This window comes from Waterburya sp., assembly GCF_058530065.1.
Genome location: NZ_JBZNBU010000004.1, coordinates 1 through 26,878 on the forward strand (window position 1 = coordinate 1; position 26,878 = coordinate 26,878).

Here is a 26,878-nt window from a genome sequence, read left to right on the forward strand (position 1 = left end):
GATATCGATATGTCTCCCGAAGAGTTGGGGAGAGTGCTGACTATAGCAGGATTTGAACTAGAAGAACTAATCGATCTGGGGGCGAATGCTGACGGGGTTGTGGTTGGTAGGGTGTTGCAACGGGATAAGCACCCCAATGCGGATAAGTTGAGCGTCTGTAAAGTGGATGTGGGTGCAGACGAACCTTTGAGTATTGTCTGTGGTGCGTCTAACGTGCGGGCGGATATATTTGTTCCTGTAGCTACAGTAGGGACATATTTACCTGCAATTGACTTGAAACTCAAGCCGACTAAATTGCGGGGCGAACCTTCGGCGGGGATGATTTGTTCTTTGACGGAGTTGGGTTTAGAGAAGGATTCTGACGGCATACATATCTTTGAAGAGGATAATATTCAGCCTGGGGATGACGTGCGCCCGTTGTTGGGTTTGAATGATGTAATTTTGGATCTGGCTACTACTGCTAACCGCGCCGATGCTTTGAGTATGGTGGGTATTGCGCGGGAGGTTGCTGCTCTTACTGACACGGAGGTTAGACTTCCAGAAGTTAAGTCACAGGATATTGTTACAGATAGTTCTTTAAAGGTAGAGGTACAAGAAACCGATGCTTGCATGGCATATATCGGTACGGTATTGGAAGGGGTGAAAGTAGAACCTTCTCCTAGTTGGTTAAAGCAAAGATTGGAAGCAGCAGGTACTCGCCCCATAAATAATGTGGTGGATATTACTAATTACGTTTTATTAGAATGGGGGCAACCTTTGCACGCATTCGATCGCGAAAAACTGCAACAGGTAGCAGGAGGTAGTGGTGATTCGCGAATCACCACTACTATCGGGGTGCGTTTTGCCAGAGAAGGAGAAAAGTTAAAAACGCTCGACGAACAAGAAAGGGATTTAACTACTCAAAATTTATTAATTACTGCCAATAATAAACCCGTTGCTTTGGGGGGAGTTATGGGAGGCGAATCGACAGAGGTAGATGATAACACTACTAATATTGTCTTAGAAGCAGCTTTATTCGATCCTGTAGCTATTCGTCGTTCTTCTCGCGCCCAAGGTATGCGTAGCGAGGCTTCTACTCGTTACGAACGAGGGGTGAACCAAGTTGAATTAGAATCTGCTTGTAAACGTGCGATCGCATTATTACAAGAATTGGCTGGTGGTACTCCCAAAGCTCAAGCAATAGCTGACAGTAGAGTAGACTTCTCTAGTTTACCCGCGATCGAATTACGTTTGAGTCGCATCAATCATCTTTTAGGGGAAGTTAAAAAGGAGGAAAGACCCCGCGTACCACAAGGGCATAATATCGCCGACAGGCGCAAGGGAACGCTTTCCGATGATGATGGTTTGGGCTACATTGAAGCCAGCGATGTGGAAAGAATTTTAGGCGCATTGGGCTGTAAATTAGAGCTAGTTGCAGGAAAAGAAAATATATGGTCGGTTAAAGTTCCTCCTTACCGCTATCGCGACTTAGAGCGCGAAATTGACTTAATTGAAGAAGTCGCTCGTCTCTATGGATACGATCGCTTTATCGATACTCTACCTGCTAAAACCGAACCTGGGCAATTATCTCCCGAATATCAGATTAAAAATAAACTCCGCGCTGTGTTGCGAGGGGTAGGTTTAACAGAAGTAGTGCAGTATTCCCTAGTTAAGCCGACAGGAAAAGAAGTAACTTTGGATAATCCTCTGTTTGCGGAATATTCAGCGTTAAGAGGCGAATTATTTTCTGGTTTGCTAACTTCCTTTGCCTATAATTTAGACCAAGGTAACGGCGCATTAAATGCCTTTGAAATCGAACGAGTATTTTGGCAGGAAGGAGAGGAATTAAAAGAGAAAGATTCTCTCGCGGGAATTATGGGGGGAAATATTACCGCCAAAGGCTTGTGGGTTAACGGCGGTAAAGGTACGCCTATGACTTGGTATGATGCCAAGGGAGTATTAGAAAATGTTTTTAGCAATCTCGGCATTAGCGTTGAATATCGCCCTGAAAAAGACGCAGAAAGACTCCATCCAGGGCGTACTGCTGCTCTATGGTTGCAAGGGAGAAAATTAGGTGTCTTCGGACAAATTCATCCCCAATTAGCCCAAGAGAAAGATTTACCCAACGAGGTATATCTGTTTGAATTAGACTTTAGCTTGTTACTCACCGTCTTAAGCCGAGACTCCATTACTACACCCAAGTTTAAATCCTATTCCACCTATCCAGGTTCGGATCGGGATTTAGCTTTCTTCGCACCTCTAGATCTTTCTGTGGCTGACATTACTAAAGTGATGACTAAAGCAGGAGGTAAACTACTACAACAGGTAGAAGTTTTCGACGAATATAAAGGTAAAAATGTCCCGGTCGGACAAAGAAGTCTGGCATTTAACTTAGTTTATCAAGCAAGCGATCGCACTTTAACCGATAAAGATGTCGATCCCGTCCATCAAAAAGTTCGCGATACTCTAGTCAAAAAGTTTGATGTCACTCTTAGAAGTTAATTTCGGTAATTTAATTAAATAGTCAAAATTTAAAGCTTAACTGAATTTTAGTTGAGCTTTTTTTCTGCATTACAATAAAAAATCAAAGAGCAAATATTCGGCTCTACCGAACCCGTGATGCAAAATCGACTGAAAATAGCCAAGTTAAAAAACATCTGGAACTAAAGTTGTCGAAATTTCTAAAGCCATAGCCTCGTCTTTTAACCTTCGGTTAGTTATTAGTTATTAGTTATTAGTTTTTGGGTCTAAGTCCCCTCTTATAATCTTCGATTTGAGAACTGTAGGGACGTTTCATGAAACGTCCCTACTTAATTAATTAGTGGTTCAAATCTACTAATTAATTGAACTAAAAACTCTTTTAATCAACTTAAGTTTATTATTGATTCCCTCTACTACACCTTTTGCTTAAAGAGTAGTCCGAGAAATTTTAGTTTAAACAAATTCTAGCCTCAGATAAAACTCAGTTTTGTTGAGTTAGATAGTAATTGTCAAGCAAATAAATCTCAAGTGAATCTTAAACAAAACCATGAAACTTAAATATATTGCTGCTATTGCTTCTGCTTCTATTCTAACTATCGGTGGCACTGGTTTTTTCTCTAATAACGCTGTTGCCTCTTCTTTTAACAACTCAAATTCTTCTGTGCTTATTGCTAGTAATCCCTGTGCCTCGGTAAACCCTTGTGCAGCAGCTAGCTCGAATCAATTTGTTGCTGTAGGTTCGCGCAATAAAACTGAAGGAGGTTTTCAAGTAGTAGAAGAAAACGGAAAACAGTATATTGAATTTAGTAATGACTTTGAAGTTTCTCAAGGACCAGATCTGGAAATAATTCTCCACAAAAACCAAACTGTAGGGCAAAGTATCGCGGAAGAAGACTATATTAGTCTTGCTCCTATTCAAAGCTTTTCAGGAACTCAAAGATATGAAGTACCAGAAGACGTAGATCTAAATGACTATGCTTCAGTAGCTGTCTGGTGTGAAGACTTTAACGTTACCTTTGGCTATGCACCCTTATAAAATTCTGGTTACTTATTTTTACCCCAGATACGGAGATTTAAGTTGAGATCGTCAACAATACCAATCATTAATTGTAAATCTCGAAAATATTCCCGCAATGGGGTAAAAGAAGTCATTTTGGTAAATAACTTTGGTTCAAATAAATTGTATTTGTAAGGAATAGCTATATAGACAAAACCATCAACAAAAGAAAGATATACTTGACGTTTGGCTTTTTTTCTAAAATCTACCAAGCGACTCATTAAACTAGTAGCAAGAATGTAGCGAGATTCTACTTGATTGTCTCCATAGACTTGAAACATTTTTTTGAATTCAGGATCTTCTAAATCTATATTTTCTCCCCGCCAATTATTTAACATACCTAACTTATTTTTAAAAGTTTGGGGCAAAATAAAAGTACGACTGACAAAGCTTTTAGAAAATTTGGCTTCAAAAAACAAGCCATGAAATAATAGAGATTTACCTCGATATTCTGCTACTTCAAATTCATTGAGATATCCTTCTTTTAAATCCTCTACAGTAATTTCGGCAAAGAAAAGATCGGTTTTACCAATTGTGCCATAGACACAATCCTCTTGTTCTAAGTTATCTGGTTCGTGCAACTCATCGCGAAAAATTTGACTGCGAGTAAAGGCAAGAATCATCTGTCTTCTATCTTCTATTAACAGACTATTTGCATATTCCAGACTCCCAGTATCATCGATAAAATTAATTATTTTTTCAATAATACCTCGCTTAAATCCCAAACCATAAACTCTAAGACAGCCCTGACAAAAAAATACCCATGCTGTGCCTGAAAAACTCAAACAAAGTAAATAAAAAATAAGATTATTTTCTAGGTGTAAAAAGTTAGTAGTAGTTTCAGAAAATCCCCAAGTTGCTATTAAACAAATAATCCCAGAAACAATAATTGTGATTAAAGTTTGGATTCTCTCTTTTTCTAATTGTTTGAGCTTTTCTAGTAAATTATCTTGGCAATAGTTCTTAAACTGAGCTAGAGTCTTTTGTTTAATTCTGATCATAGGAGTATTGTCCCTAGCCTCTTTTTCGACCTCTGGTTCTGGCTCGCTCTCTGGGATAAATTGAGGATTTAGTTGAGACATGAAACTGTTGCCCCAAATAGAAGCTGTAGAATCACCACTACCAATCAATAACTCACAAAGTACGATCGCTTTATCTAATTGTTCATTTTGTTGATAAGCTTTAATTAAATTTCTTTGGATATTAAAATATAAATGGTGACTGGGTTCGAGAATTTCTAATAATTCTTCAAAAACATCAACGGCATCTTTAGAATTACCCCGATGTAAATCGCGATCGCCTGACATAAATAGACGATCGATTTCTTTTTCTGACAGCGGTTTATCCACATCAATAATTAATTATTAAATAATTCCCCAACATTAACATTGGCTCTTTCTTCTGCGGGAGTTACAAATAACTCTTTAGCTGCATATCTCATATATCCAGCCACAATATTACTAGGAAACATTTCAATCGCATTATTGTAATCGGTGACTGCTGTATTATAAAAACGTCTAGCAGCAGAAATTTGTTCTTCTATTTCATTCAACGATTCTAATAGTTCGGTAATATGTTCGTTTGATTTTAATTCGGGATAGCTTTCAATTTGCAACATAATACTACCCATAGTGCGAGAAATTTGGTTCTCTACATTTAATCTTTGTTCGGGACTAATATCATCGGACATAGCTCGCGATCTTAGTCTAGTTACTTCTGCCAAAGTTTGTTGCTCGAACTGCATATGATTTTTCACAATAGCTACTAAATTAGGAATCAAATCCCATCTTTTTTTTAGTAAGACATCTACACTAGAAAAAGATTTACTAACCTGATTTTTTTTCCCGATCAAACTATTGTAAATTTGAACTCCAACCAAAAAAACTGTAATCCCTATTAGTAGAAATACAGTACTCAAAGATAACAAAATATAAATAAAAGCCGACATGATTTAAGCCTATAATTTTAATTGATAGTTTCTTCTACTTTGATAATTCCCAAAAACAGCAAAAAATATAGCTTAAATTTATCTAATATTAAGTTAGAGCGATCGCTAATTTAACCAGCAATCATTTTTTCAAGATAAGTAAGAGACTGTTTGTAAAAGAAATATTAAATAACAATAATGGATGCGCCCTACCTTTGTTTTAAAGAGTGAATCGCAAAGATCGCACTCTTTGAATAAATCAGGAATACTTTCCCCCAGTCACCCCGTCACCCCGTCTCCCCGTCATTCCTAGCTTTTATCTTTTGTTTACAAACAGTCTCTAATACCTGGCAAATTGATCGCTCTTCTGCAATAATTTTGCGATCGCATACTTTCAGAAGAGCGATCGACACATCAAACAAGTAAATTATGACTAAGCGATGGAAGAAATTTGGAAAGTTTTAACTTTGGGTAAAGATTGCCCTTGAGAAATAGAAGAGTCAATGTAAGAAGAGAGCAATTTCTTGGCATTATCCAAAGCTTGTTCGTAAGAATCTCCCCAAGTGTTTTGATTGTTCCATTCTGGAAGAGTAGCAACAAAACAATTATCTTTTTGCGACCATTGGATCGTTATGGAATAATTATTATTCATTATTATTTACTGCCCCAAATATAATATGACCGATATTTGATTATCATCTCTGTTATAACCTCTGAAAACACAGATGAAAATTGGTATTAGTTAGGGAAGAAAAATAATGAACAAGTTATTAGTTACGGGAGCAAGTGGCTTTTTGGGTTGGAATTTATGTCAATATGCTCAAAAAAATTGGCAAGTATATGGCACTTATTTTAGCCATCAAATCAATTTGCCCGACATCAATCTATATAAAATTGATTTAAGAGATTTTGCAGCAATCTCAGAATTATTTAAAGCGATCGAACCTAATGGAGTAATCCATACAGCAGCCGCTTCTCGACCTAATTTTTGTCAAACCAATCCAGAAGAATCTTACATTATTAACGTTGAGGCATCTCTTAATATTGCTCGTCTGTGTAGCGAATACAATATTCCTTGTGCTTTTACTTCTACCGACTTAGTTTTTGATGGCAAAAATCCCGTCTATCGCGAAACCGATCCTGTCTCTCCTATCTGTTATTACGGGGAACAAAAAGTAATTGCTGAAGAGAAAATGGCGGAAATTTATCCTGCGATCGCTTTATGTCGGATGCCGTTAATGTTTGGCGCAGCTTCTCCTGTTTCTCCTAGTTTTATTCAAGGTGCAGTCGCCAGTCTCCAAGCAGGAAAGAAAATTAATTTATTTGTCGATGAATTCCGTACTCCCGTTAGTGCGATGACAGCATCTGCTGGTTTGATATTAGCCATAGAACAACAAATCCCAGGAATTTTGCATCTGGGAGGAAAAGAAAGAACTTCTCGTTATGATTTTGGTTTATTGCTGGCAGATATTTGGCATTTATCCCCAGAATTGATTCAACCTGGAAAACAAGCCGACGTAAAAATGGCAGCACCGCGATCGCCCGACACCTCTTTAGACAGCAGTAAAGCTTTTGCTTTAGGCTATCAACCCTTATCATTATCAGAAGAATTGGATGCAATTTATCAACAAAGGATTATTTAGATCTAAGACTGGCGATCGAGCCTTTAATCAAATTTATTGCCAGGTAATTTTTAATGAATCGAGTAGAGTTTAATCTAATACCATTTGATAATAATCATGGCGATCGCCTTCAAGTTTCAGGCAATATATCCCTCGGCGAGCGACAACTAACTATTGAATATTGTTTGCAAGGAGATCTATCACAAGTGGTTATCCCCGATATTAGTCTACAACCCGATCGCCTCAAAGATCTTTGGGAACATACTTGTTTTGAATTTTTTTTAAAGCCTCAAAACGCAACTAAATATTGGGAATTCAATCTTTCTCCTAGGCAAGATTGGAATGTGTTTCGGTTTACTAATTATCGAGAAAATATGACCGAAGAGAAAAGTTTTAGTAGTTTGCCCTTTGATGTATCTCGTCAAGCTGAATGCTTGAAAATCAATCTAGATTTCGATCTAAATCAAATTATGTCAAAGAATTGCTGTTTAGAAATGGCGATCGCTACAGTTATTGAAACTAAAAACTGGGGACTTAGTTATTGGTCGTTAATTCATCCTGGAATAGAAGCAGATTTTCATCATCAAGATAGTTTTATTCTTGCTATTGCTCCATAATTAACAACCAGTAACTCCGTAATTGGAAGCTTGGATGTTATTCTTCATGCCAAACTCGTAGATAAAAATAAACAAAAATAAAAGCAATTAATAATAATATTGTTGCACCAGCAGCAGCATAACCAAATTCAAAACGAGAAAAGGCTTGTTCGTAGATATAGTAAACCAGAAGATTGGTAGAATTTAAAGGTCCACCGCCCGTGATGATGTAAACTTGCTCGAAACTTCTAAGGGTAAAGATAGCTGTAGTTAAGACAGCAAAAATTAGGGTGGGTTTTAAGCCTGGAAGGGTAATATGCCAAAACTTAGCTAAACTATCCGCCCCATCTAATTCTGCGGCATCGTAGAGAGATTGGGGGATGATTTGTAAACCTGCTAAAAATACGACTAGATTGAAACCTAATTGCTTCCAGCTACTCAATAAAATCAATACGGGCATCGCCCAAATAGTACTACTCAACCAAGAAATTGGCTCGATGCCCCATTGCAAAAGTAAACCGTTAATTGGTCCATCATTTTGAAATAGCCAGCGAAAAGCCAAGCCAACAGCCACTAGAGAGGTAATAGAAGGAATAAAATAAGCAGCCCGCAACCAGCTTCGTAATGCTAAAGATTGATTTAATAAGACGGCTAATCCTAATGGAATAATAATTGTGGGAATAACCGTAGCAATAGTAAAATATGCAGTATTGCCCATCACCTGCCAAAAATCAGCATCTCCCAATAACCTAAAATAGTTGCGCCATCCTACCCACTCAATACCCGAAACCGTAAAACTACCAGTAGTAAAGCTGAGATAGAGTAAATAACCAATGGGATAAAACAGGAAAATGGTTAATAAAATTCCCGCAGGGGTGATGAATAATGTTGCTGCTATTCCATCTCGATCTAGCAGAGTAGCAATAGGGTTAGATTTGTTGACTTTGTTTTTATACATTCAATTAATTTCCCGCACAACCTACTAGAATATGTAGAGTAATTTTGTACTTAATTAGTCTATTCAACGAGTATTTTTAATCTTAGACTCTTGCTCGTTTCATTTCTAACTTATGCAGAGTGGGCAATGCCCACCCTACTTGCTTTTCTCTTTCCCTTTCCTAGCTATCAAATTAATTTTGCACGACTACTTATATGGCATCTCTTCCCAATTCTCGCACCCTGGCTTTTTTAGCATTGAAAAATATTTATCAAAAAAAAGCCTATACCGATATTGCTCTCAATCGAGTTATTAAATCTTGTGGGAAATCGGCAGAAATTAGCCAAGCCGAGCGTAATTTTGCTTGTGAGTTAGTCTATGGTACTTTGCGTCGCCAGCGTACTCTAGATGCTTTAATCGATTTATTGGGCAAGAAAAGAGCCGACCAACAAGCCCCAGACTTACGTATAATTTTACACTTGGGTTTGTATCAGTTACGTTATTTAGACCGCATCCCCAACTCCGCAGCAGTCAATACTAGCGTGGAGTTGGCAAAAGAAAATGGTTTGGGCAAACTAAGCAAGGTGGTTAATGGTATGTTGCGGAGTTACATCCGCCAAGCAGAAAAAGCAGATCCCCTACAATTACCAAAAGATCCCATTACGAAGTTGGGTATCGCGCACAGTTTCCCCGATTGGACGATCAAGATTTATTTACAACAATTACCCGATGCAGAAGTCGATCGCCTGTTAAATTGGTACAATCAGTCGCCTAAATTAGATTTACGGGTTAATATTCTCAAAACTACTGTAGACGAGGTAGAAGCAGCATTTAAAGCTAGTGGCGTGCCTGTATCTCCCATCCCAGGTATCCCTCAAGGATTAAGATTGACAGGATCGGGAGCGGTTACCGAATTACCAGGCTACAAACAAGGTTGGTGGGTCATCCAAGACAGCAGCGCGCAATTAGTCGCCCATTTACTCGATCCTCAACCAGGAGAAATAATCATTGATGCCTGTGCCGCACCAGGCGGAAAAACCACTCACATTGCTGAATTAATGGGGGATAAGGGGCGAATTATTGCTTGCGATCGCGATGCCAAACGGTTAAATAAAGTACGAGAAAATGCAGCTAGACTACAGTTAAAGGCGATCGAGATTCGTACTGAAGATAGTCGTCAAGTATCAGAATTTGCTAACATTGCCGATCGAGTTTTGTTAGACGCTCCTTGTTCGGGTTTGGGTACTCTACACAAACGCCCAGACATTCGTTGGCGCAAAACTTTTTCTTCGTTAAAGGAACTTTTTCCCCTACAAAGGGAACTATTAGAGGAGACTAGTACTTGGGTCAAACCGAAAGGAATTTTAGTTTATGCGACTTGCACTCTTAATCTTTCAGAAAATGAAAAAATAGTAGAATCTTTTTTGGAAAGTCACCCCAATTGGAGTATTCAATCTCCCACAGAAGCAATCCCTAAAACTATGGTGATGCCACAAGGTTGGGTTAAGGTGTATCCCCATCTACAAGATATGGATGGATTTTTTATGGTGAGATTAGTACGAGATTGGTGAGATGCTGACACAAAACAAACATAAAATGAAACAGATTCTCAAAATCCTCATTGGTGCTGCTTGGATCGACGGTGTTATTCAACCAGAAGAAAGGATTTATTTACGTCGCGTGGCTGATGATTTTAAGTTAGCCGAAGATCCTGAAATTAAACCTTTACTATCGGAATTAAAACCAATTCAACCTGTTGAATGCTATCAATGGCTGGATGAATATTTTGGTAATAATCCCTCAGAAGAAGATTATCAGGAATTATTAGAGAAAATTAGCGGTTTGGTTTATAGCGATGGTTATGTAGATATTCGGGAAGCTAAACTCATTGAAACCATTCAAAGTTGCGATCCCAATAACCCTGAATGTCGCAATTCTATTTTAGATAAGGTTTTACGCAAGATCCAGAAGTTATATAAGGCAGCCATCGAACAAGAGGTTTAAACATCGGGCAAGCTTGGTCGGGTTGTTTATTTCTGTCTCCCGTCAATTTCATCAAGAAAACTGCAAATTTTGGTTAAATAAACTATAATAAAGTTATAGTAAAAACTACTATAATTATTTGTTAAGTTTAAGGACTATCCGTCAATATGTTTGCTACTGCAAATCCTCAAGCCAAAGCCAACGACATACCGCAAGATTTATTTGGAGCGATCGAAGAATTAAAAAAAGAATTAAATGCCGTAATTTTAGCTCACTATTACCAAGAAGCAGATATTCAAGATATTGCAGATTATTTGGGCGATTCTTTGGGTTTGTCTCAGCAAGCAGCTAATACCGATGCGGAAGTAATTGTCTTTGCAGGGGTACATTTTATGGCGGAAACCGCCAAGATTCTCAATCCCGATAAGCTCGTTTTACTGCCCGACTTGGAAGCGGGTTGTTCTTTGGCTGATAGTTGCCCCCCTCAAGAGTTTAAAGCCTTTAAAGAGGCACATCCCGATCATATAGTAGTTTCTTATATCAACTGCACTGCGGAAATTAAAGCTCTGAGCGACATTATTTGTACCAGTTCTAATGCCGTTAAAATAGTCAATCAAATACCTCAAGATCGACCGATTATCTTTGCCCCCGATCGCAATTTAGGTCGTTATGTCAGGGAACAAACTGGTAGAGATTTATTATTGTGGGAAGGTAGTTGTATCGTTCACGAAACTTTTTCGGAAAAAAGAATCGTGGAATTGAAAGTAGAACATCCTACTGCGGAAATTATCGCTCACCCCGAATGCGAAGCCCCCCTGTTGCGTCATGCAGATTATATTGGTTCGACTACTGCTTTACTCAACTATTCTCAAAATAGCGATCGAGATAAATTTATCGTAGCCACCGAACCAGGCATTATTCATCAGATGGAAAAAGCCGCTCCCAATAAGCTTTTTATTCCCGCCCCCAGTACTAGTAATTGTGCTTGTAATGAATGTCCTTATATGCGCCTCAATACTCTGGAAAAGCTATATTTAGCCATGAAAAATAAAACTCCAGAAATTACTCTTCCCGAAGATATCCGCGCTGCTGCATTGAAACCAATTCAAAGAATGCTAGAAATGTCCTAAACCATTGAACATTGGGCATTGATAAGGGATATTTCCGATGAAGCTAGTCGGAGTGCGAATTAGGTACTTATTCTTGGGTTGACTTTTTTATCAACCCAAGAGAAAATTAAAAGGATTGACTGCTAGATAAATATTAGTTGTTGTAATAAATTAGCTAAACTCTATCCGAAGCATCCTTTTTTAATTGGTAATATACAACTAACAACCAACCAAGCAGTATCTAGATTAACATGGCAAAAACTGTATAAGACTTCTAGCTAACTTTTCAGCCATTTTGACAAACAATTTTACCCTTTATCGATTGAGATATTCATGGCAAGTCGCACAAGTACTTCAAACAATTCCGACAAAGATAATAAAGAAAAGGCTCTCAACCTGGTTTTAAAGCAAATCGAGCGTAACTTTGGGAAGGGGGCAATTATGCGCCTAGGAGATGCCACTCAAATGAAAGTGGAAACTATTCCTAGTGGTGCTTTGACTCTAGATGTGGCATTGGGAGGAGGACTGCCCAAAGGAAGAATTATCGAGATTTATGGGCCAGAAAGTTCGGGAAAAACCACTTTAGCTTTACACGCGATCGCCGAAACTCAAAAAATGGGTGGAGTAGCTGCTTTTGTGGATGCAGAACACGCACTAGATCCGACCTATTCTTCGGCTTTAGGGGTAGATATTGAAAATCTCCTTGTAGCTCAACCAGACACGGGAGAATCGGGTTTAGAAATAGTCGATCAACTAGTGCGATCGGCAGCAGTAGACTTAGTAGTAGTAGACTCTGTAGCAGCTTTAACTCCCCGTGCCGAAATTGAAGGAGAAATGGGAGACAATCAAGTGGGTTTACAAGCTCGTTTGATGAGTAAAGCCCTCAGAAAAATCGCAGGAAATATCGGTAAATCTGGGGCGACAGTAATTTTCCTCAACCAACTGCGCCAAAAAATTGGGATTACTTATGGTAGTCCTGAAGTAACTACGGGCGGTAATGCGCTCAAGTTTTATAGTTCCGTTCGTTTAGATATTCGTCGTACCCAAACCTTAAAAAAAGGTAACGAAGGAATGTATGGGATTCGAGCCAAAGTGAAGGTAGCCAAAAACAAAGTTGCCCCTCCCTTCCGCATTGCTGAATTCGATATTATTTTCGGCAAAGGAATATCTAATATTGGCTGTTTGTTAGATCTAGCCGAAGATTCGGATATTGTAGTGCGCAAAGGTGCGTGGTACAGCTATAAAGGAGATAATATCGGACAGGGGCGAGACAATACGATTAACTATCTACAGGAAAACCTCGAACTAGCCAACGAAATTGAGAAACTAGTCAAAGATAAACTCAATGAAGGTGCTACTGTTTCAGCAAATTCTGTCGCCCCCGAAGCTATGATTCCCGATGTAGATTCGGAAGAATAAGAAATTCTAATTTTTCTAAAAATAATTGCCCTAGAAAGCTAGAGCCTGTTCGATCTGGTTGTTAGTTTTCTAGGGTTTTGTAATTGGTAATACGCCATATTTTTCAGCTAAGAAAATTTTTATTCATTGATGCTAACATCATTATTTTCCTGAGGGTATTTATTCGCACATTTCCTTGATTATTAATGATAATTATTTAACCATTGGAGATCGAGCGAGAGATTTTTTATTTGCAAGTAGAAATACTCATTTTTAGTCTTTTAGGTATTTACTAGCAGAGTAAAAGAAGAGGTAAATTATTAACCTAGCATCATATCAATCAATTTGAATGTACGATAGAGATGATTTTACCTATTTTTTTCTAATTTATATTATCAATTTCAGTATTTATCACGAGGCTTATTAGTTTTTTCTACTGATAAACTTACAGCAATTAGTAATTTTACACCTGTATAAATGTAAATATTACTTATATTTATGCTTAAAGATTTTAATTAAAAATTGCTCGTTCGATATTAAACTAATATGTCTCAGCCAGTTATCACAGTTGAAAATCTGGGTAAAAAATACATTATTGGGCATCAAAAACAAGATAAAGATAACACCTTACGAGATGTTATTAGTAATGCAGTAAGTTCGATTCTTAAACCTCATAACTATTCTAAAAATAATCAAGAAGAATTTTGGGCATTAAAAGATCTTAATTTTGAAATAAATCAGGGCGATCGCATTGGTATTATCGGACGCAACGGTGCTGGAAAATCTACTCTTTTAAAAGTATTAAGTCGCATCACCGAACCGACTACAGGAAGTATAAAAATACGAGGTAGAGTCGCATCTTTATTAGAAGTGGGAACTGGTTTTCATCCCGAATTAAGTGGCAGAGAAAATATTTTTCTCAATGGTGCTATTTTGGGAATGAGTAAACAAGAAATTAAGAAAAAATTCGATGAAATAGTAGCTTTTGCTGAAGTGGAAAAGTTTCTCGATACACCAGTAAAAAGATATTCTTCAGGGATGTATGTCAGGCTGGCTTTTGCTGTAGCCGCTCATTTAGAACCAGAAATATTAGTAGTAGATGAGGTTCTAGCCGTAGGCGATTTCAAATTCCAAAAAAAATGCTTGGGGAAAATGGAAGATGTGAGCAAAGAGGGTAGAACGGTATTGTTTGTCAGTCACAATATGAGTGCAATGAAAACCTTATGTACAAAAGGTATATTTTTGAATAAAGGTCAGATTGTTAATCAGGGAACTATGGATAAAGCTATTGAGTTTTATATCGGACAAGATATTAAAAGCTCATCTGTATATGTTGCTTTAAAAAAACTCAAACATCCATATTTTAAAAAGATTCAGATTTCTCAAAATAATCAAATTAAATATCAGTTTCAGAACAGTCTGTTAACTAAAATAGTATTTGAGGTGGAAACATGCAGAAAAACGGATTTAGTAGTAAGTATTGTAATTAGAAATTCTGATGGAGTTTGGGTGCATCATTCTAGTAGTGAATTTAATACTAGGAGCATAAATCCTACATCTCACTGGACGGAATGTTGTATACCTCCTTATGCTCTTGCTTCTGGTATATATTATGTGGATGCTTTTTTAGGCATCAGAAATTACAGGCTTTTTGAACAAATTCATGATGTTCTAAAATTTGAAGTTGACTGTCACAAAGAAATGCCATTCCTTACTAAATCTAGTGATTGGAAAGGAACTTGCGCCCCCGAGTTATTGTTGTGGAATTAATCAAATAAATGAAAAAAAAAATTGGAGAGATTTTGTGGATATTTTCTGAATTTGAAAGTTTATTTTCAAAACCCAATGATTTATTATTTTTTCGACGTTTATATTTAAGATTTCAAAAAGTTAAATATGGTAATAATTTATGGATCGGTCGTAGTCTAAGATTACTAAATCCTCACAAAATAATATTAGGAGATCGGTGTGCCTTGGGAGATTTTGTCAAAATTATTGCTCATGCTCCTATTCAAATTGAAGAAGATTTTCTTGGTGCTAGTGGTCTACATTTAGATTCGGGAACTCACGAACCTATAACTTTACAGCCAAAAGCTTTGCCAATAAATATTGGTAAGCGAGTATGGTGTGGTATTAATGTCACCATAATTGCAGGAGTAACTATAGGAAATGATGTTGTTATTGGTGCAGGTAGTCTTGTTTGTAATGATATTCCATCAAATTCTATTGCTGTTGGCGTTCCTGCAAAAATAATTAAATCTTTAGAAAGAGAGGCGGATAAAGAATTATGGACTTGGGTTGATACTAAAGAAGAAAATACATTTAATCTAAAAAACACCAATAATTGAGTAACAAGAAAAAATATAATTTCAGCTAGATATAACTTATATCTAACAAGTTTTATAAAAGGTGGGGTCAAATAAATTAAGATTTAAATAATTTCTAAAACAATACTACTAGTAGTATTAGTATAAAACAAATGATATGAGATTATTTTATTTATATATGAATTTTAGTTGTCAAAGATGAAATATCTAAATCTTGGTTGTGGTCGTCATTTTCATGGTACCTGGATAAATATAGATTTTAGTTCTTCTAGTGAAAAAGAGGTAATTGCTTGGGATTTAACCAAAGGTATTCCTTATCCAGATTGTTCATTTGACGTAGTTTATAGCTCGCATCTTTTAGAACATTTTCCTAAAAACAAAGCTAAATCCTTTTTAGATGAATGCTATCGAGTTCTACGTCCAAAAGGAATAATGAGAATAGTAGTTCCCGATTTAGAACAAATAACCAAAACTTATCTTCACTCTTTACAAAAAGCTAGTTCTGGTTCTAAAGAATGGGCTGATAATTATAACTGGATATTATTGGAAATGTACGATCAGACAGTTAGAAATTGTTCGGGGGGAGAAATGGCTAAATACTTTTTTAATAATATTCCTAACCAAGATTTTGTCATACAACGTTTGGGGGGAGAAGCAGAAAATTTATTAAAACACAGAAAAATGTATCAAGAACAAATTCATCAAAGTATAGCTACAAAAAATAAATCAAAGCATTTATTCAAACAGATTTATCGTTTTATACGCTGTCCAAGTTATCATCGTGAATCAATATTAAAACTATTATTAGGTCGAGAATACGAAGCTTTACAAATTGGGCGTTTTCGCCAGAGTGGAGAAGTTCATCAGTGGATGTACGACCGCTATTCTTTGGGATTAATGCTAAAAAAATGTGGTCTAGAAAAAATTGTTTCTTGCACTGCTTCAGAAAGTTATATTTCTAATTGGACTAGCTTTAATCTCGATACAGAATCAGACGGTACTACATATAAACCAGACTCACTATTTATGGAAGCAATTAAACCAATAGTATGAATATTTTACACATCAATCAATCAGATACTATTGCCGGGGCTGGAATTGCTGGCTATCGATTGCATCAAGGCTTATTAGATCGAGGAATAGACTCTCGATTATTAGTAGGGAAAGTTAAAATTCAAAGCGATCGTATTGCTGCAACCCGACACAATTACCGTATAGAAAATCAGATAGTACGTCTTTCTAAAAGATTGGGATTAAATTATCTCAATCGTGTTGGCAGTTTTAATATTCCCAAGCATAAATTTTATCAACAGGCACATATACTTAATTTTCATAATTTACATGGAGATTATTTTAATTATCTAAGCATACCTCATCTGACTAATAATAAACCTGCTGTATTTACTCTCCATGATATGTGGAGCTTTACTGGTCATTGTGCTTATAGTTATGATTGCGATCGCTGGAAAAAAAGCTGTGGTCAATGTCCCGATCTTAATACTTATCCTGCCGTAACTAGAGACAAAACCAAATGGGAGTGGAAACTTAAAAATTGGGTCTACAATCGTTCTAATTTAACGATTATAACTCTCAGCAAATGGCTGACAGAACAAGTCAAACAAAGTATGCTATCCGAGTTACCAATTTATCATATCCCTAATGGTATAAATCTCAAAGCTTATCAACCTTTAGATGTAGAATATTGTCGATATGTTTTAAACATTCCTCAAGATAAAAAAGTTTTGATGTTTGGTGCAGATAATCTTAAAGATAGTCGTAAAGGAGGAGATTTATTAATTTCAACCTTACAAAATCTTCCTGATACATCTAAAAAAGATTTATTACTTTTAATTTTGGGTAATTGTGGCGAACAAATTGCATCTATTGGTATCGATACAATTGATTTAGGCTATGTTAGTAGCGATCGTTTGAAATCTGTTGCTTACTCTGCTGCCGACCTTTTTGTTTTTCCTACTCGTGCAGATAATTTACCTTTAGTCCTTCAAGAAAGTATGGCTTGTGGTACGCCAATGGTTTCATTTGATGTTGGTGGAGTCTCAGATTTAGTACGTCATAATATTACTGGTTATTTAGCTACTCCTGAAGATACTAAAGATTTAGCACGAGGGATTATTAAACTTCTGGAAGATAATGGCTTGAGGCAAAAACTCAGTGCTAACTGTCGAAAAATTGTGACAGATGAATATTCTTTAGAGCTACAAGTACAGAGATATATAGAACTTTATCAGCAAATATTATCTTATCAAGATAGTTATAGTAATATTCATAAAGCTGCTAAAAATCTATCAGCCGTACAGTATTGATTTTAATCGTATTTATAATTAATAAAAAAATGAAATCTTCCAATATTAATTTATGGCGATCGCATCAAACTAAAAAGTCTAGAGAATCTATATCGAATAGATCGCACTTACCTAAGATTAGTATTATCACTCCTAGTTATAATCAAGGGCAGTTTATCGAAAAAACTATCAAATCTATTTTAAGTCAAAACTATCCAAATTTAGAATATATTATCATTGATGGTGGTAGCAAAGATAATACGCTGGAAATTATAAAAAAATACGATTCGTATTTGACTTACTGGGTTAGCGAAAGCGATATAGGGCAATCTCATGCTATTAATAAAGGACTTGAAAAAATTACAGGCGATATTTGGGCTTATGTTAATAGCGATGATTTATTATTACCTAATTCTTTAATAGAAGTCGCTCAAACATTTCAAAATAATCCAGATTTATTATGGGTTACTGGTTCTGCTAACTATATTGATGAAAAAGGAAAGCTAGTAGCAAAATTGACTCCTACTCCAGTTAAATCTAAAAGAGAAGCATTAATTCGTTGGGAAGGAAATATTAGAGGAATTTGCATTGAACCTGCTAATTTTATGCGTCGAGAGGTAATTGAGAGATATGGTTATTATGATACTTGTTTGAACTGCTGTATGGATTTTGAGTACAACTTGAGATTATTTTTTGATGATATTGTTCCTACGATTTTAGATCGCGTATTGGCAGAAGCTTGTTTGCATTCAGAAAGCAAAACAGTAGCTTTAGCAAATTCTAATGATTTTATTCAAGAAGATTTTGCAATTGTAGAGAAATATTTGCCTTTCTTAAATGAAGAAGAAGCCAAAATAGTTAGACATAAGATAGCAGAAAAGAAATTTTGGTTGAATCTTCAAGATATACAGCAAACTTTACAGGTAAAGGGGGAAATCAAAGCCTTAAAACAAATTTCAAATAATTTTTTTAAAAATCCCAAGATTATCTTTAAACGTTCTGTACTGGGCACAATCAAAAAAATAATTATTTAAAGCTAAAAATATATATTGTCGATCGATTATATACCTTCGATTTTTTGGAGTAGATAAATAATGTCTTTAGGTACTTTAGCTCTTAAAATCAAACAAAAATATCAACATGGCTTACAAACTGCTTACTATCGAGACAGTGTAAGAAAACAAATTTTAGACACCAAATCAATAGTTAATACTATTTCAAATGAATGTGAAATTCATGTTTTAACTTCAGCTACTGACTGGCTAAACTTAATTTGGGCATTAAAATCTTTCTATCTTTATTCACAACGCAACTATAGTCTTTGCATTCACGATGATGGAACATTAGACGAAAAGCACTATGCTATATTTCGAGAACATTTTCCCCAAGCGCGAATTATAGATCGCCCTAATGCCGATAAAAAAGTATTGTCCGAATTAAGTAACTATCCTCGCTGTTTGGAATTTCGTAAAACCAATCATCTCGCACCCAAAGTCTTTGACTTTCTTGCTTATCTCAAAAGCGATCGCTTGTTACTTTTAGATAGTGATGTACTATTTTTCAGGAGACCAAAAGTATTACTGAATAGAATTGAAAATCCAGATTATAAACTTAATTCTGTTAATGCAGATATAGATAGTGCCTATACAGTCAATCCCGATCTTGTTCGAGAAAAAATGGGGTTTGAAGTACAAGAAAAATTTAATTCTGGTTTAGGATTAATTCACAAACAATCTTTAAATCTAGATTGGATTGAAGAGTTTTTAAGTTTACCCGATATTATTGGGCATTTTTGGCGCATCGAACAAACACTTTTTGCTTTGTGTAGTTCTAAATTTGGAACAGAGTTATTACCAGAAGAATATAATGTTCGTCTAGAAAAAGGGCTTAATAATTCGCCTTCTCGTCATTATATCGGTGCAATCAGATATTTAATGTATAGCGAAGGTATCAAACAGTTGGTGCAGCAAAATTTTCTTACTGAATTGAGATAATGAACGATCGCGATTGCAAGTTGTTAAAAGTTTTAATGATGCCCGATTATCGTCAAGATAATCTTTATCAGTCTCTTCTGACAAAAGCTTTAGAATCTCAACAAGTAAGGGTTAACTTTCCCAAAGGCTATCGTCGTATATTACCGATATTTCGTGCTGTTAAATCTCAGCCTTATGATGTTTAACATTTACATTGGCTAACCCCTTAAATAAAAGGTAAAAACTGGTTAACCAAACTAATTTATAGTTTAAAATTTATCATCGATCTTTGGCTTACTCGCTTATCTGGAGTTAAAGTAGTCTGGACAATACATAATCAAATATCCCATGATTGTCAGTTTCCTAAGATAGAATTGTGGCTGAGAAAAGTACTTGCTAAGTTAGTAGATAAAATTATTGTTCATAATAGTTTTACTGTCAATTATTTGAAACAAGATTGGCAAGTAGATTCTTCAAAAATTGAAGTAATTCCTCACGGACATTATCGAGAGGGCTATAAAAAAGCGATCGCAAGAATAGATGCTAGAAAAGAGCTAGATCTTCCTTTATGCGGAAGTATTTATCTGAACTTAGGTATGGTTCGACCATATAAAGGGTTAGAAAATCTGTTACATATTTGGAGCGATAACCACGATCTTTTGCATAATACTACTTTAGTAATTGCAGGGAAAGCTTTAGATAAAAATTATCGGTATAAGCTAACTGAGTTGACCAATCAATTACCAAATGTTATCTTGCGTTTAGAATTTGTCGAAAGCGATCGCATTCATTTATTTTATAGTGCTGTGGATGTGGTAATTCTTCCTTTTATTAATATCTTGACTTCAGGAAGTTTGATTCTTGCCATGTCTTATGGCAAGCCAATTATTGCACCAAAACTAGGAGGTATTAATGAAACTTTGGGAAAAGCCGATTACTTACTTTATGACAGTAACGATTCCAAAGGTTTATTGAATACTTTAGAAAAAAGCACCCAAATAAATCTCGAACAATTAAGCCAACAGGTTATTGAATCCTGCGATCGCTTGGATTGGCAAAAAATTGCTATCAAAACTCAAAGAGTCTATCAAAAAAGAGAAGATATGCTGAAATTCGACTATCAAAATTAGATTAAAGATACTATTTGTCGATCTAATTCAAGTATTTATTAAAAAGTAATCTATGCTTTGCTTTATCATCCCTTTAAAATCTAAATTTGTTTCTCGTAATTGGGAACAAGTATGCCATATTTTTGAAAAAACTTTGCGATCGATATATCATCAAATCGATCCTAATTTTAAAGTTATAGTTGTGTGTCACGAACTACCAACATTAAAACATAAATATGACGAACGAGTAGAGTTTATTCAAGTCAATTTTCCTATTCCCGATCGCATTGTCACCAAAGAAACAATGAAGGATAAATGGACAAAATTGACGGTAGGAATGATTAGAGCCAAAGAGCTAAATCCAGATTTTATTATGTTTGTCGATGCTGACGATCTAGTCAGTAATAGATTATCTCAATATGCTAACTCTCATAGAGAAGTTAATGGTTGGATTTTTAAAATAGGCTATCAGTATGAATATGAAAGTAAGTGGATAAAAATCAATCGTAATTTTAATTGTGGTACTAATGCCATTATTAATACTAAGTTAATCGATTTTCCTTCAACTATTGAAGATAGCCAAGAATGTGTAATTTTAAGTAACGGTCATACTGTCATAGAGAAAAAAATGAAGGAGCTAAATACTCCTTTAGAATCATTACCTTTTCCTGGTGCGGTTTATGTTTGCAATCATGGAGATAATGATAGTCATATTTTCCAAAGGTTTAGATGGTATGGCTGGAGGTACTTTTTAGGTGGTTTAAGATTACAACGTCTTGTTACTTCTGAAATTCGCCAAGAGTTTTCTTTTTAAACATATCTTTTATTGATATCATGCAAACAATTAAATCATCTCCAGGAAATACAGCCCAAATTATACTTAGGAAATTAAAATCTCTAAGTAACCTATTATTACAAGATTCCAATCCTGTAAAAGCCATTGGTAATAAAACCCAGGAAAACATCAGACAATATTGGCTAGCAAGTAAAAAAAATAGACCATTTATTTATAAGACTAATCAAGGTTTTAACTTTGTTTGTCTGCCTGATTCTCAAACATCTATTGATTTACGAGAATCTTTGTTTAGCTTATATCCCATTAATCACCGCAAAATATTTGAACTAATGTTGCAATTACCTGTAGAGTATAGAGCTAATCAGTATTTGCCACAAGATATTTGTAAGTTAGAATGGAGCGAGTTATTAGATATACCATTTCAAAAAAATCACTTTACAGGATTACAAAGGTATAAAAAGCTATCCAAGTTTCTTTTTAACTATTTTGTAAATAAACAATATTCCGATCGAGGTACAAAACTAATTAATTTAGCAGTTAGAGATAAGGTCTTCTTTAAAAAAAGTATAGCTAGATTGACTCAATATTCTAAAATATAAGCTTTTTAAAATGTCCTTTGAAGTAAGTATCCTAATTCCTTGTTACAATGCCGAGAAATGGATTGCTAAAGCGATCGATAGTGCTTTAGAGCAAACTTATAAAAATAAAAAAATTATTGTAATTGATGATGGTTCTACAGATAATAGCTTAGACATTATCAAAAGCTTTGATGGCTATATAAAATGGGAAACGCAAATAAATAGAGGAGGTAATTTTACTCGCAATAGACTATTAGAATTAAGTACTGGGGATTGGTTGCAATATCTCGATGCTGATGATTATTTACTACCCAATAAAATTGAAAAACAGGTTCAATTTTTGTCAAGTAATCCCGATTGTGATTTGGTTTATAGTCAAGTTATTGCTGAGTATTACAACGATAATAAAGTCCGTCAAGAAAATACCTCTATTCCCCAACCTCACGATCCTTGGATTTTGCTAGCCAAATACTACTTACCCCAAACTGGCGGTCCACTGTGGCGCAAACAAGCAATTATAGACGTAGGGTACTGGAAAGTGGATCAACCTTGCTGTCAGGAATATGAATTATATTTGCGGTTACTACAAGAAAATAAAAGCTTTTGCTACTTCGATTTTCCTAGTTATGTATACAGACAATGGAGCGAATCAACAGTTTGTAAAAAAAATCCTTTAGAAACTATTAATCAGAAATTAAAGCTTTTTGATAAAGCTGAAAAGCATCTCGAACAAACACAACAATTAACAATTCAAAGGAAAAAGGAGATCGCTCAAGCAAGATTTAGATGCGCTCGTTTAATCTGGTTATTCGATAGAAAATGGGCTATGAAGATTATCAACTGCATTGAAAATAGCAATCGTAATTTTATTCCTTCTGACGATATTGTTCCTAAATTGTATCAAAAAATATATAAAATATTTGGATTTAATACCACAGAAAAAATAGCTCGAATAAAACGTGATTCATTTAAAAATCAATCTGGATAGATCGCATTATGCGCCAATTTTATCAATCTATTACTGACAACATCGTTATACCAGAGGCAATTGCATCATGATCTTGATAACTACTCCAAATATACGGGGGTTATGGCGACTTGCCCAACCTCTGCGATATACAAGAGGCAAAGATTTTCTGGAATTGCCCTGGCGCTATTATCGCTTTTTACAAGAATGGAAACAATTCAATGCTTTGGGAGGAGATGCTACTTTCGAGGAAATAGCACCTTGTCTGTTCGACAGTCAATCCGATACTCAATCGGGAGGCGGACATTATTTTTATCAAGATATTTGGGCATTAAATAAATTAGCTCTATTACAACCTACAGAACATCACGATGTAGGTTCTCGTTTTGATGGTTTTGTAGGTCAGGCTACGGCTATTTGTCCCGTAATTAGTTGGGATATTCGTCCGCCAAATTTTCAATTGCCTCGATTTGAGTTTCGCCAGGGTAGTATTCTCGACCTCCCTCTAGATGAGGATAGCATTCAATCCATATCATGTTTGCACGTTGCCGAACACATTGGATTGGGAAGATATGGCGATACCTTACAGCCTGAAGGTACAGTTAAAGCTTTGCGAGAGTTAATGCGGGTATTAGCCCCTGGAGGGCAGCTATTATTTAGTTTGCCCATTGGTCGAGAATCTGTATGTTTTAACGCCCAAAGAATATGGCATCCAGAAAAACCGATGGAAATTTGCGACCGCCTAGAACTCAAAGAATTTAAAGCCGTAAACGACCGTAATGAGTTTGTCGAAGATGCCACTCCTCAAGATTTTGTTAATGCCAAATACAGTTGTGGTCTTTATTGTTTTACAAAATAACTAAAATGAACATTTGGAGATTTATCAAAAAGTGCCTGACCGATCCTGCTGCGGCTGTCGGTAGTGCAAAATTAGTTTTGCGTAGCTGCTACGGTCAAGTATATTGGTGGCTCAATCCCAATCGAGCCTTAGCTTTTAAGATGCCTGGGGGTGGAACGCTATTTTTAGAACCAGAACATTCCTTTACCCATTGTTTTTGGTCTGACACAGATCGTTACGAACCAGATGTCAAACAAGTGCTTCAACTTTTACTGCAATCGGGAGATACATTTATTGATTGTGGGGCAAATATTGGCTATTTTTCAGTACAAGCAGGAAACATAGTCGGAAAAGAGGGACAGGTAATTGCGATCGAAGCCAACCCCAATACTTATAAGTTATTACAACATAATTTAGAGCAAAATCATTTAGGCACTCCAGTTCATTGTGCTGTGGCTTCTCAAGTAGGAGAAGTCAATATTTTTATGCCAACTGAAGGAGATGTTTATTCTAGTTTGCGAGTTGGAGGACTGGTGACGGGCGACTCTATTCGTTCTTTTCTCGTCAAAGCCAATCGATTGGATAGTTTGGTCGAACAATTGGCATTAAGTAAAGTAGATGTAGTCAAAATAGATATTGAAGGGGGCGAGTTAGATGTTTTGCAGTCTGCTGGTAAACTTTGGGAAGTTTATCGACCGATTTTTGTAGTGGAATATAGCACTACAACCTGGTCTAATTTTGACGCATCGCCTCAAGTTTTAGAACAATTAATTGTCAAACATAATTATGTTATCAGACGTTTCGATCTAACTAGTAAAACTTTTGTCTTCGTGACTGAAGATATTTGGCTATCTTCCTATATTAACTTGATTTTACTTCCTCAAGAAAAACTAAAATAAGTATAGCTAAAATGAGAATTTTCACCGCAATACGCCATTCAAACAATCCACAGTTTTTCTATGGAGGGCTTTGGAGTAATAACTTTTATCCAGCCTTAAAAGAGTTAGGTCACGAAGTAATAGAATCTCAAGTGGATTTATTACCAGCTAGCAAATTTATGGGTATAGCTGATGATTTTACCCCTCAAGAATTAGAACTTAGAGATCGCCTGAGCGAACAAATTATTGCCGAACTAAAACAAGCTCACAAACAACAACCAATAGATTTGTTTTTAAGTTATTTTTATAACTCTCATTTTAATCCCGATCGCTTTGCAGAAATTCATGATTTAGGCATTCCTACGGTTAATTTTTACTGTAATAGTATTTATCAATTTAATTTAGTTGACCAGATTGCTCCCAAAGTAACTTTTGCTTGGCACGCCGAAAAAGAAGCTCGCGATTCTTATTTAAAAATAGGTGCAAATCCTATTTGGGTGCAAATGGGAGCAGATCCCAATATTTATTACCCAACTAATAGTAAAAAAGAGTCCAAAGCTTGTTTTGTCGGGCAAAAATACGCCGATCGCGATCGTTGGATGTCTGCTTTGATTGAGAAACAAATTCCTGTTGATATTTATGGTCCAGGATGGGGAAAAAATAACTTATTAACCAAAGATAAATCCGAAGCTTTATTAGAAAAAGAATATTTAGGACGCAATCTAATCCAACCCCAAAGCTCTTTAAGTTACTTAAATGTAATTTGTAAAAATATTCAGAAGAGTAATTTTGTTTTTGGATTACTTCGTACTGGACGACAAATCCAATATCGTCAATTTACCCGCAAGCTTTCTCCCGTATTTATTGATTTTGCTAAAGGTCCAATTCCTTTTCAGCAAATTTGTTCGGTATTTTCAAATTATGAAGTGGTACTAAATTTTAGTAATGTCTGGGCTGATGGTAGCCCTGGTTCAAAGTTAATTCCTCACGTCCGTTTGCGAGACTTTGAAGCCCCAATGTGTCGTAGTTGCTATTTAACTGGCTATACCGATGAAATAGCTGAATTTTATCAATTAGGTCAAGAAATAGATACTTATAGTAGTAAAGAAGAATTAATTGATAAAACCAAATTCTATTTATCTCATCCCAACGAAGCCGAAAAACTTAGAGAAGCTGGCTATCAAAGAGCTTTAAAAGACCATACTTGGACAGCAAGATTTAAACAATTATTTAGCAATATCGAATCAACCATTTGATTTATCACCACAAATACAGATGTTAATCCCTACTTCTGCGGTAGTCGCTACCCGCAATCGCTCTCAAGCTTTGAGAATAATGCTTGCTAGTATGGCTAATCAGTCAGCACAACCTCAAGAAATGATTGTAATTGATGGTTCTGAAAATGATACTACTAAAGAAATTTGTCATGGTCAAATTCCCAATTTAAAAACCAAAATTATTTATCATCGCGCCACAGCCATAGGTGCGGCGATACAACGAAACCAGGGAATGGAATATGCTACTCAAAATACTATTTGGTTGCTTGACGATGATATTATCTTTGAGCCAAATTGTGTAGAGAAACTTTGGCAAGCTTTAAATAGTAATCCCCAATTGGGTGGTGTCAATGCCATGATTACCAATCAAAAGTATTTAACTCCTGGAAGAATTAGCAAGTATTTATTTCGTTTGTTACATGGTCGTTGGGAAAGTAGTTATGCGGGAAAATGTATTGGTCCTGCTTTGAATTTGCTTCCTGAAGACAATCCCGATTTACCAGAAGTTGTCCCCGTAGAATGGCTTAATACTACCTGTGTCATGTATCGCCGAGAAGCTTTGCCCAGTCTTTTGTTTCCGCCAATTTTTACGGGCTATTCTCTAATGGAAGATGTCACCCTCTCTTTGACAGTAGGCAAGCAATGGGAACTAGCTAATGTTAGGACAGCGCGAATTTTTCACGACTCTCAGCCAGGAGATCATAAAAACGATCGAGGAATAGTGGCAAAAATGGAGCTAGTCA

27 protein-coding genes are annotated in these 26,878 nt (G+C 35.9%); 23 read left to right on the top strand and 4 right to left on the bottom strand.

Annotation, left to right across the window (positions count from 1 at the left end):
- Together pheT and AC33VI_RS00140 are read left to right on the top strand one after the other, a co-directional pair.
- Positions 1–2,481, top strand: a 2,481-nt coding sequence (gene pheT, locus AC33VI_RS00135; protein WP_491780242.1) for a phenylalanine--tRNA ligase subunit beta, incomplete at its 5' end; no start/stop codon positions are given.
- A gap of 526 nt (positions 2,482–3,007) precedes the next feature.
- Positions 3,008–3,496 (top strand): DM13 domain-containing protein, encoded by a 489-nt coding sequence (locus AC33VI_RS00140; RefSeq protein WP_491780243.1) that lies wholly within the window; start codon positions 3,008–3,010, stop codon positions 3,494–3,496.
- 8 nt (positions 3,497–3,504) lie between these two features.
- Here the strand turns inward: AC33VI_RS00140 and AC33VI_RS00145 are convergent, their stop codons facing one another.
- The 3 genes from AC33VI_RS00145 to AC33VI_RS00155 form a co-directional block, all read right to left on the bottom strand.
- Positions 3,505–4,866, bottom strand: coding sequence for a DUF3137 domain-containing protein (locus AC33VI_RS00145; RefSeq protein ID WP_491780244.1), 1,362 nt, complete (start codon positions 4,864–4,866; stop codon positions 3,505–3,507).
- Between the two features lie 8 nt (positions 4,867–4,874).
- Positions 4,875–5,396, bottom strand: a complete 522-nt coding sequence (locus AC33VI_RS00150; protein WP_491780245.1) for a LemA family protein — start codon at positions 5,394–5,396, stop codon at positions 4,875–4,877.
- A gap of 481 nt (positions 5,397–5,877) precedes the next feature.
- On the bottom strand, positions 5,878–6,096 hold the full coding sequence (locus AC33VI_RS00155) for a type II toxin-antitoxin system HicB family antitoxin (protein ID WP_491780246.1): 219 nt from the start codon (positions 6,094–6,096) through the stop codon (positions 5,878–5,880).
- 106 nt (positions 6,097–6,202) lie between these two features.
- Between AC33VI_RS00155 and AC33VI_RS00160 the strand changes: the two genes are divergently transcribed.
- Positions 6,203–7,087 carry an SDR family oxidoreductase gene (locus AC33VI_RS00160; RefSeq protein WP_491780247.1) on the top strand — a complete coding sequence of 295 codons (885 nt, stop codon included), beginning with the start codon at positions 6,203–6,205 and terminating at the stop codon, positions 7,085–7,087.
- 53 nt (positions 7,088–7,140) lie between these two features.
- Entirely contained in the window at positions 7,141–7,683 is a 543-nt protein-coding gene (locus AC33VI_RS00165; RefSeq protein ID WP_491780248.1) for a DOMON-like domain-containing protein, read from the top strand.
- A gap of 37 nt (positions 7,684–7,720) precedes the next feature.
- On the opposite strand, the gene AC33VI_RS00170 is transcribed toward AC33VI_RS00165, so the two are convergent.
- A complete protein-coding gene (locus AC33VI_RS00170; protein WP_491780249.1) occupies positions 7,721–8,620 on the bottom strand; it encodes a carbohydrate ABC transporter permease in 900 nt (299 codons plus the stop codon).
- 194 nt (positions 8,621–8,814) lie between these two features.
- Between AC33VI_RS00170 and AC33VI_RS00175 the strand changes: the two genes are divergently transcribed.
- The 19 genes from AC33VI_RS00175 to AC33VI_RS00265 form a co-directional block, all read left to right on the top strand.
- Positions 8,815–10,170, top strand: coding sequence for a 16S rRNA (cytosine(967)-C(5))-methyltransferase (locus tag AC33VI_RS00175; protein WP_491780250.1), 1,356 nt, complete (start codon positions 8,815–8,817; stop codon positions 10,168–10,170).
- A gap of 25 nt (positions 10,171–10,195) precedes the next feature.
- A complete protein-coding gene (locus AC33VI_RS00180; RefSeq protein ID WP_491780251.1) occupies positions 10,196–10,603 on the top strand; it encodes a tellurite resistance TerB family protein in 408 nt (135 codons plus the stop codon).
- Between the two features lie 146 nt (positions 10,604–10,749).
- Positions 10,750–11,712: a quinolinate synthase NadA gene (nadA, locus tag AC33VI_RS00185; RefSeq protein ID WP_491780252.1), complete on the top strand. Its 963-nt coding sequence runs from the start codon at positions 10,750–10,752 to the stop codon at positions 11,710–11,712.
- A gap of 312 nt (positions 11,713–12,024) precedes the next feature.
- Entirely contained in the window at positions 12,025–13,110 is a 1,086-nt protein-coding gene (gene recA / locus AC33VI_RS00190; protein ID WP_491780253.1) for a recombinase RecA, read from the top strand.
- A 525-nt stretch (positions 13,111–13,635) separates the two neighbouring features.
- Complete coding sequence (locus AC33VI_RS00195) at positions 13,636–14,859, top strand: ABC transporter ATP-binding protein (protein WP_491780254.1); 1,224 nt, start codon at positions 13,636–13,638, stop codon at positions 14,857–14,859.
- Positions 14,860–14,867: 8 nt separating this feature from the next.
- Positions 14,868–15,437, top strand: coding sequence for an acyltransferase (locus AC33VI_RS00200; protein ID WP_491780255.1), 570 nt, complete (start codon positions 14,868–14,870; stop codon positions 15,435–15,437).
- Positions 15,438–15,614: 177 nt separating this feature from the next.
- Complete coding sequence (locus AC33VI_RS00205) at positions 15,615–16,469, top strand: class I SAM-dependent methyltransferase (protein WP_491780256.1); 855 nt, start codon at positions 15,615–15,617, stop codon at positions 16,467–16,469.
- Positions 16,466–17,740 carry a glycosyltransferase family 4 protein gene (locus AC33VI_RS00210; RefSeq protein ID WP_491780257.1) on the top strand — a complete coding sequence of 425 codons (1,275 nt, stop codon included), beginning with the start codon at positions 16,466–16,468 and terminating at the stop codon, positions 17,738–17,740. The genes AC33VI_RS00205 and AC33VI_RS00210 overlap by 4 nt, the downstream gene beginning before the upstream one ends.
- A gap of 29 nt (positions 17,741–17,769) precedes the next feature.
- On the top strand, positions 17,770–18,753 hold the full coding sequence (locus AC33VI_RS00215; protein ID WP_491780258.1) for a glycosyltransferase family 2 protein: 984 nt from the start codon (positions 17,770–17,772) through the stop codon (positions 18,751–18,753).
- Positions 18,754–18,813: 60 nt separating this feature from the next.
- A complete protein-coding gene (locus tag AC33VI_RS00220; RefSeq protein WP_491780259.1) occupies positions 18,814–19,713 on the top strand; it encodes a hypothetical protein in 900 nt (299 codons plus the stop codon).
- Positions 19,713–19,898 (top strand): hypothetical protein, encoded by a 186-nt coding sequence (locus tag AC33VI_RS00225; protein ID WP_491780260.1) that lies wholly within the window; start codon positions 19,713–19,715, stop codon positions 19,896–19,898. The genes AC33VI_RS00220 and AC33VI_RS00225 overlap by 1 nt, the downstream gene beginning before the upstream one ends.
- A 75-nt stretch (positions 19,899–19,973) precedes the next feature.
- A complete protein-coding gene (locus tag AC33VI_RS00230; RefSeq protein ID WP_491780268.1) occupies positions 19,974–20,822 on the top strand; it encodes a glycosyltransferase family 4 protein in 849 nt (282 codons plus the stop codon).
- A 52-nt stretch (positions 20,823–20,874) separates the two neighbouring features.
- Entirely contained in the window at positions 20,875–21,615 is a 741-nt protein-coding gene (locus AC33VI_RS00235) for a glycosyltransferase family A protein (protein ID WP_491780261.1), read from the top strand.
- Positions 21,616–21,635: 20 nt separating this feature from the next.
- Positions 21,636–22,196, top strand: a complete 561-nt coding sequence (locus tag AC33VI_RS00240; RefSeq protein WP_491780262.1) for a hypothetical protein — start codon at positions 21,636–21,638, stop codon at positions 22,194–22,196.
- A gap of 10 nt (positions 22,197–22,206) precedes the next feature.
- Positions 22,207–23,163 carry a glycosyltransferase gene (locus AC33VI_RS00245; protein WP_491780263.1) on the top strand — a complete coding sequence of 319 codons (957 nt, stop codon included), beginning with the start codon at positions 22,207–22,209 and terminating at the stop codon, positions 23,161–23,163.
- 67 nt (positions 23,164–23,230) lie between these two features.
- The gene (locus AC33VI_RS00250; RefSeq protein WP_491780264.1) at positions 23,231–24,001 is read left to right on the top strand and encodes a DUF268 domain-containing protein; all 771 of its coding nucleotides are present in this window, start codon (positions 23,231–23,233) and stop codon (positions 23,999–24,001) included.
- A 5-nt stretch (positions 24,002–24,006) separates the two neighbouring features.
- A complete protein-coding gene (locus AC33VI_RS00255) occupies positions 24,007–24,879 on the top strand; it encodes an FkbM family methyltransferase (protein WP_491780265.1) in 873 nt (290 codons plus the stop codon).
- An 11-nt stretch (positions 24,880–24,890) separates the two neighbouring features.
- Positions 24,891–26,114 (top strand): CgeB family protein, encoded by a 1,224-nt coding sequence (locus AC33VI_RS00260; protein ID WP_491780266.1) that lies wholly within the window; start codon positions 24,891–24,893, stop codon positions 26,112–26,114.
- Positions 26,115–26,133: 19 nt separating this feature from the next.
- The coding region (locus AC33VI_RS00265; RefSeq protein ID WP_491780267.1) for a glycosyltransferase family 2 protein at positions 26,134–26,878 on the top strand (745 nt) is incomplete at its 3' end.

Excerpts from the sequence above, each read along its gene's own strand:
- recA (WP_491780253.1), top strand. The coding sequence starts at position 12,025 with ATGGCAAGTCGCACAAGTACTTCAAACAATTCCGACAAAGATAATAAA.
- AC33VI_RS00165 (WP_491780248.1), top strand. The coding sequence starts at position 7,141 with ATGAATCGAGTAGAGTTTAATCTAATACCATTTGATAATAATCATGGC.
- AC33VI_RS00160 (WP_491780247.1), top strand. The coding sequence starts at position 6,203 with ATGAACAAGTTATTAGTTACGGGAGCAAGTGGCTTTTTGGGTTGGAAT.
- AC33VI_RS00180 (WP_491780251.1), top strand. The coding sequence starts at position 10,196 with ATGAAACAGATTCTCAAAATCCTCATTGGTGCTGCTTGGATCGACGGT.
- AC33VI_RS00220 (WP_491780259.1), top strand. The coding sequence starts at position 18,814 with ATGTCTTTAGGTACTTTAGCTCTTAAAATCAAACAAAAATATCAACAT.
- AC33VI_RS00210 (WP_491780257.1), top strand. The coding sequence starts at position 16,466 with ATGAATATTTTACACATCAATCAATCAGATACTATTGCCGGGGCTGGA.
- AC33VI_RS00200 (WP_491780255.1), top strand. The coding sequence starts at position 14,868 with ATGAAAAAAAAAATTGGAGAGATTTTGTGGATATTTTCTGAATTTGAA.
- AC33VI_RS00240 (WP_491780262.1), top strand. The coding sequence starts at position 21,636 with ATGCAAACAATTAAATCATCTCCAGGAAATACAGCCCAAATTATACTT.
- AC33VI_RS00255 (WP_491780265.1), top strand. The coding sequence starts at position 24,007 with ATGAACATTTGGAGATTTATCAAAAAGTGCCTGACCGATCCTGCTGCG.
- AC33VI_RS00140 (WP_491780243.1), top strand. The coding sequence starts at position 3,008 with ATGAAACTTAAATATATTGCTGCTATTGCTTCTGCTTCTATTCTAACT.
- AC33VI_RS00225 (WP_491780260.1), top strand. The coding sequence starts at position 19,713 with ATGAACGATCGCGATTGCAAGTTGTTAAAAGTTTTAATGATGCCCGAT.
- AC33VI_RS00250 (WP_491780264.1), top strand. The coding sequence starts at position 23,231 with ATGATCTTGATAACTACTCCAAATATACGGGGGTTATGGCGACTTGCC.
- AC33VI_RS00245 (WP_491780263.1), top strand. The coding sequence starts at position 22,207 with ATGTCCTTTGAAGTAAGTATCCTAATTCCTTGTTACAATGCCGAGAAA.
- AC33VI_RS00235 (WP_491780261.1), top strand. The coding sequence starts at position 20,875 with ATGCTTTGCTTTATCATCCCTTTAAAATCTAAATTTGTTTCTCGTAAT.
- AC33VI_RS00205 (WP_491780256.1), top strand. The coding sequence starts at position 15,615 with ATGAAATATCTAAATCTTGGTTGTGGTCGTCATTTTCATGGTACCTGG.
- AC33VI_RS00195 (WP_491780254.1), top strand. The coding sequence starts at position 13,636 with ATGTCTCAGCCAGTTATCACAGTTGAAAATCTGGGTAAAAAATACATT.
- nadA (WP_491780252.1), top strand. The coding sequence starts at position 10,750 with ATGTTTGCTACTGCAAATCCTCAAGCCAAAGCCAACGACATACCGCAA.
- AC33VI_RS00155 (WP_491780246.1), bottom strand. The coding sequence starts at position 6,096 with ATGAATAATAATTATTCCATAACGATCCAATGGTCGCAAAAAGATAAT.
- AC33VI_RS00175 (WP_491780250.1), top strand. The coding sequence starts at position 8,815 with ATGGCATCTCTTCCCAATTCTCGCACCCTGGCTTTTTTAGCATTGAAA.
- AC33VI_RS00215 (WP_491780258.1), top strand. The coding sequence starts at position 17,770 with ATGAAATCTTCCAATATTAATTTATGGCGATCGCATCAAACTAAAAAG.
- AC33VI_RS00260 (WP_491780266.1), top strand. The coding sequence starts at position 24,891 with ATGAGAATTTTCACCGCAATACGCCATTCAAACAATCCACAGTTTTTC.
- AC33VI_RS00170 (WP_491780249.1), bottom strand. The coding sequence starts at position 8,620 with ATGTATAAAAACAAAGTCAACAAATCTAACCCTATTGCTACTCTGCTA.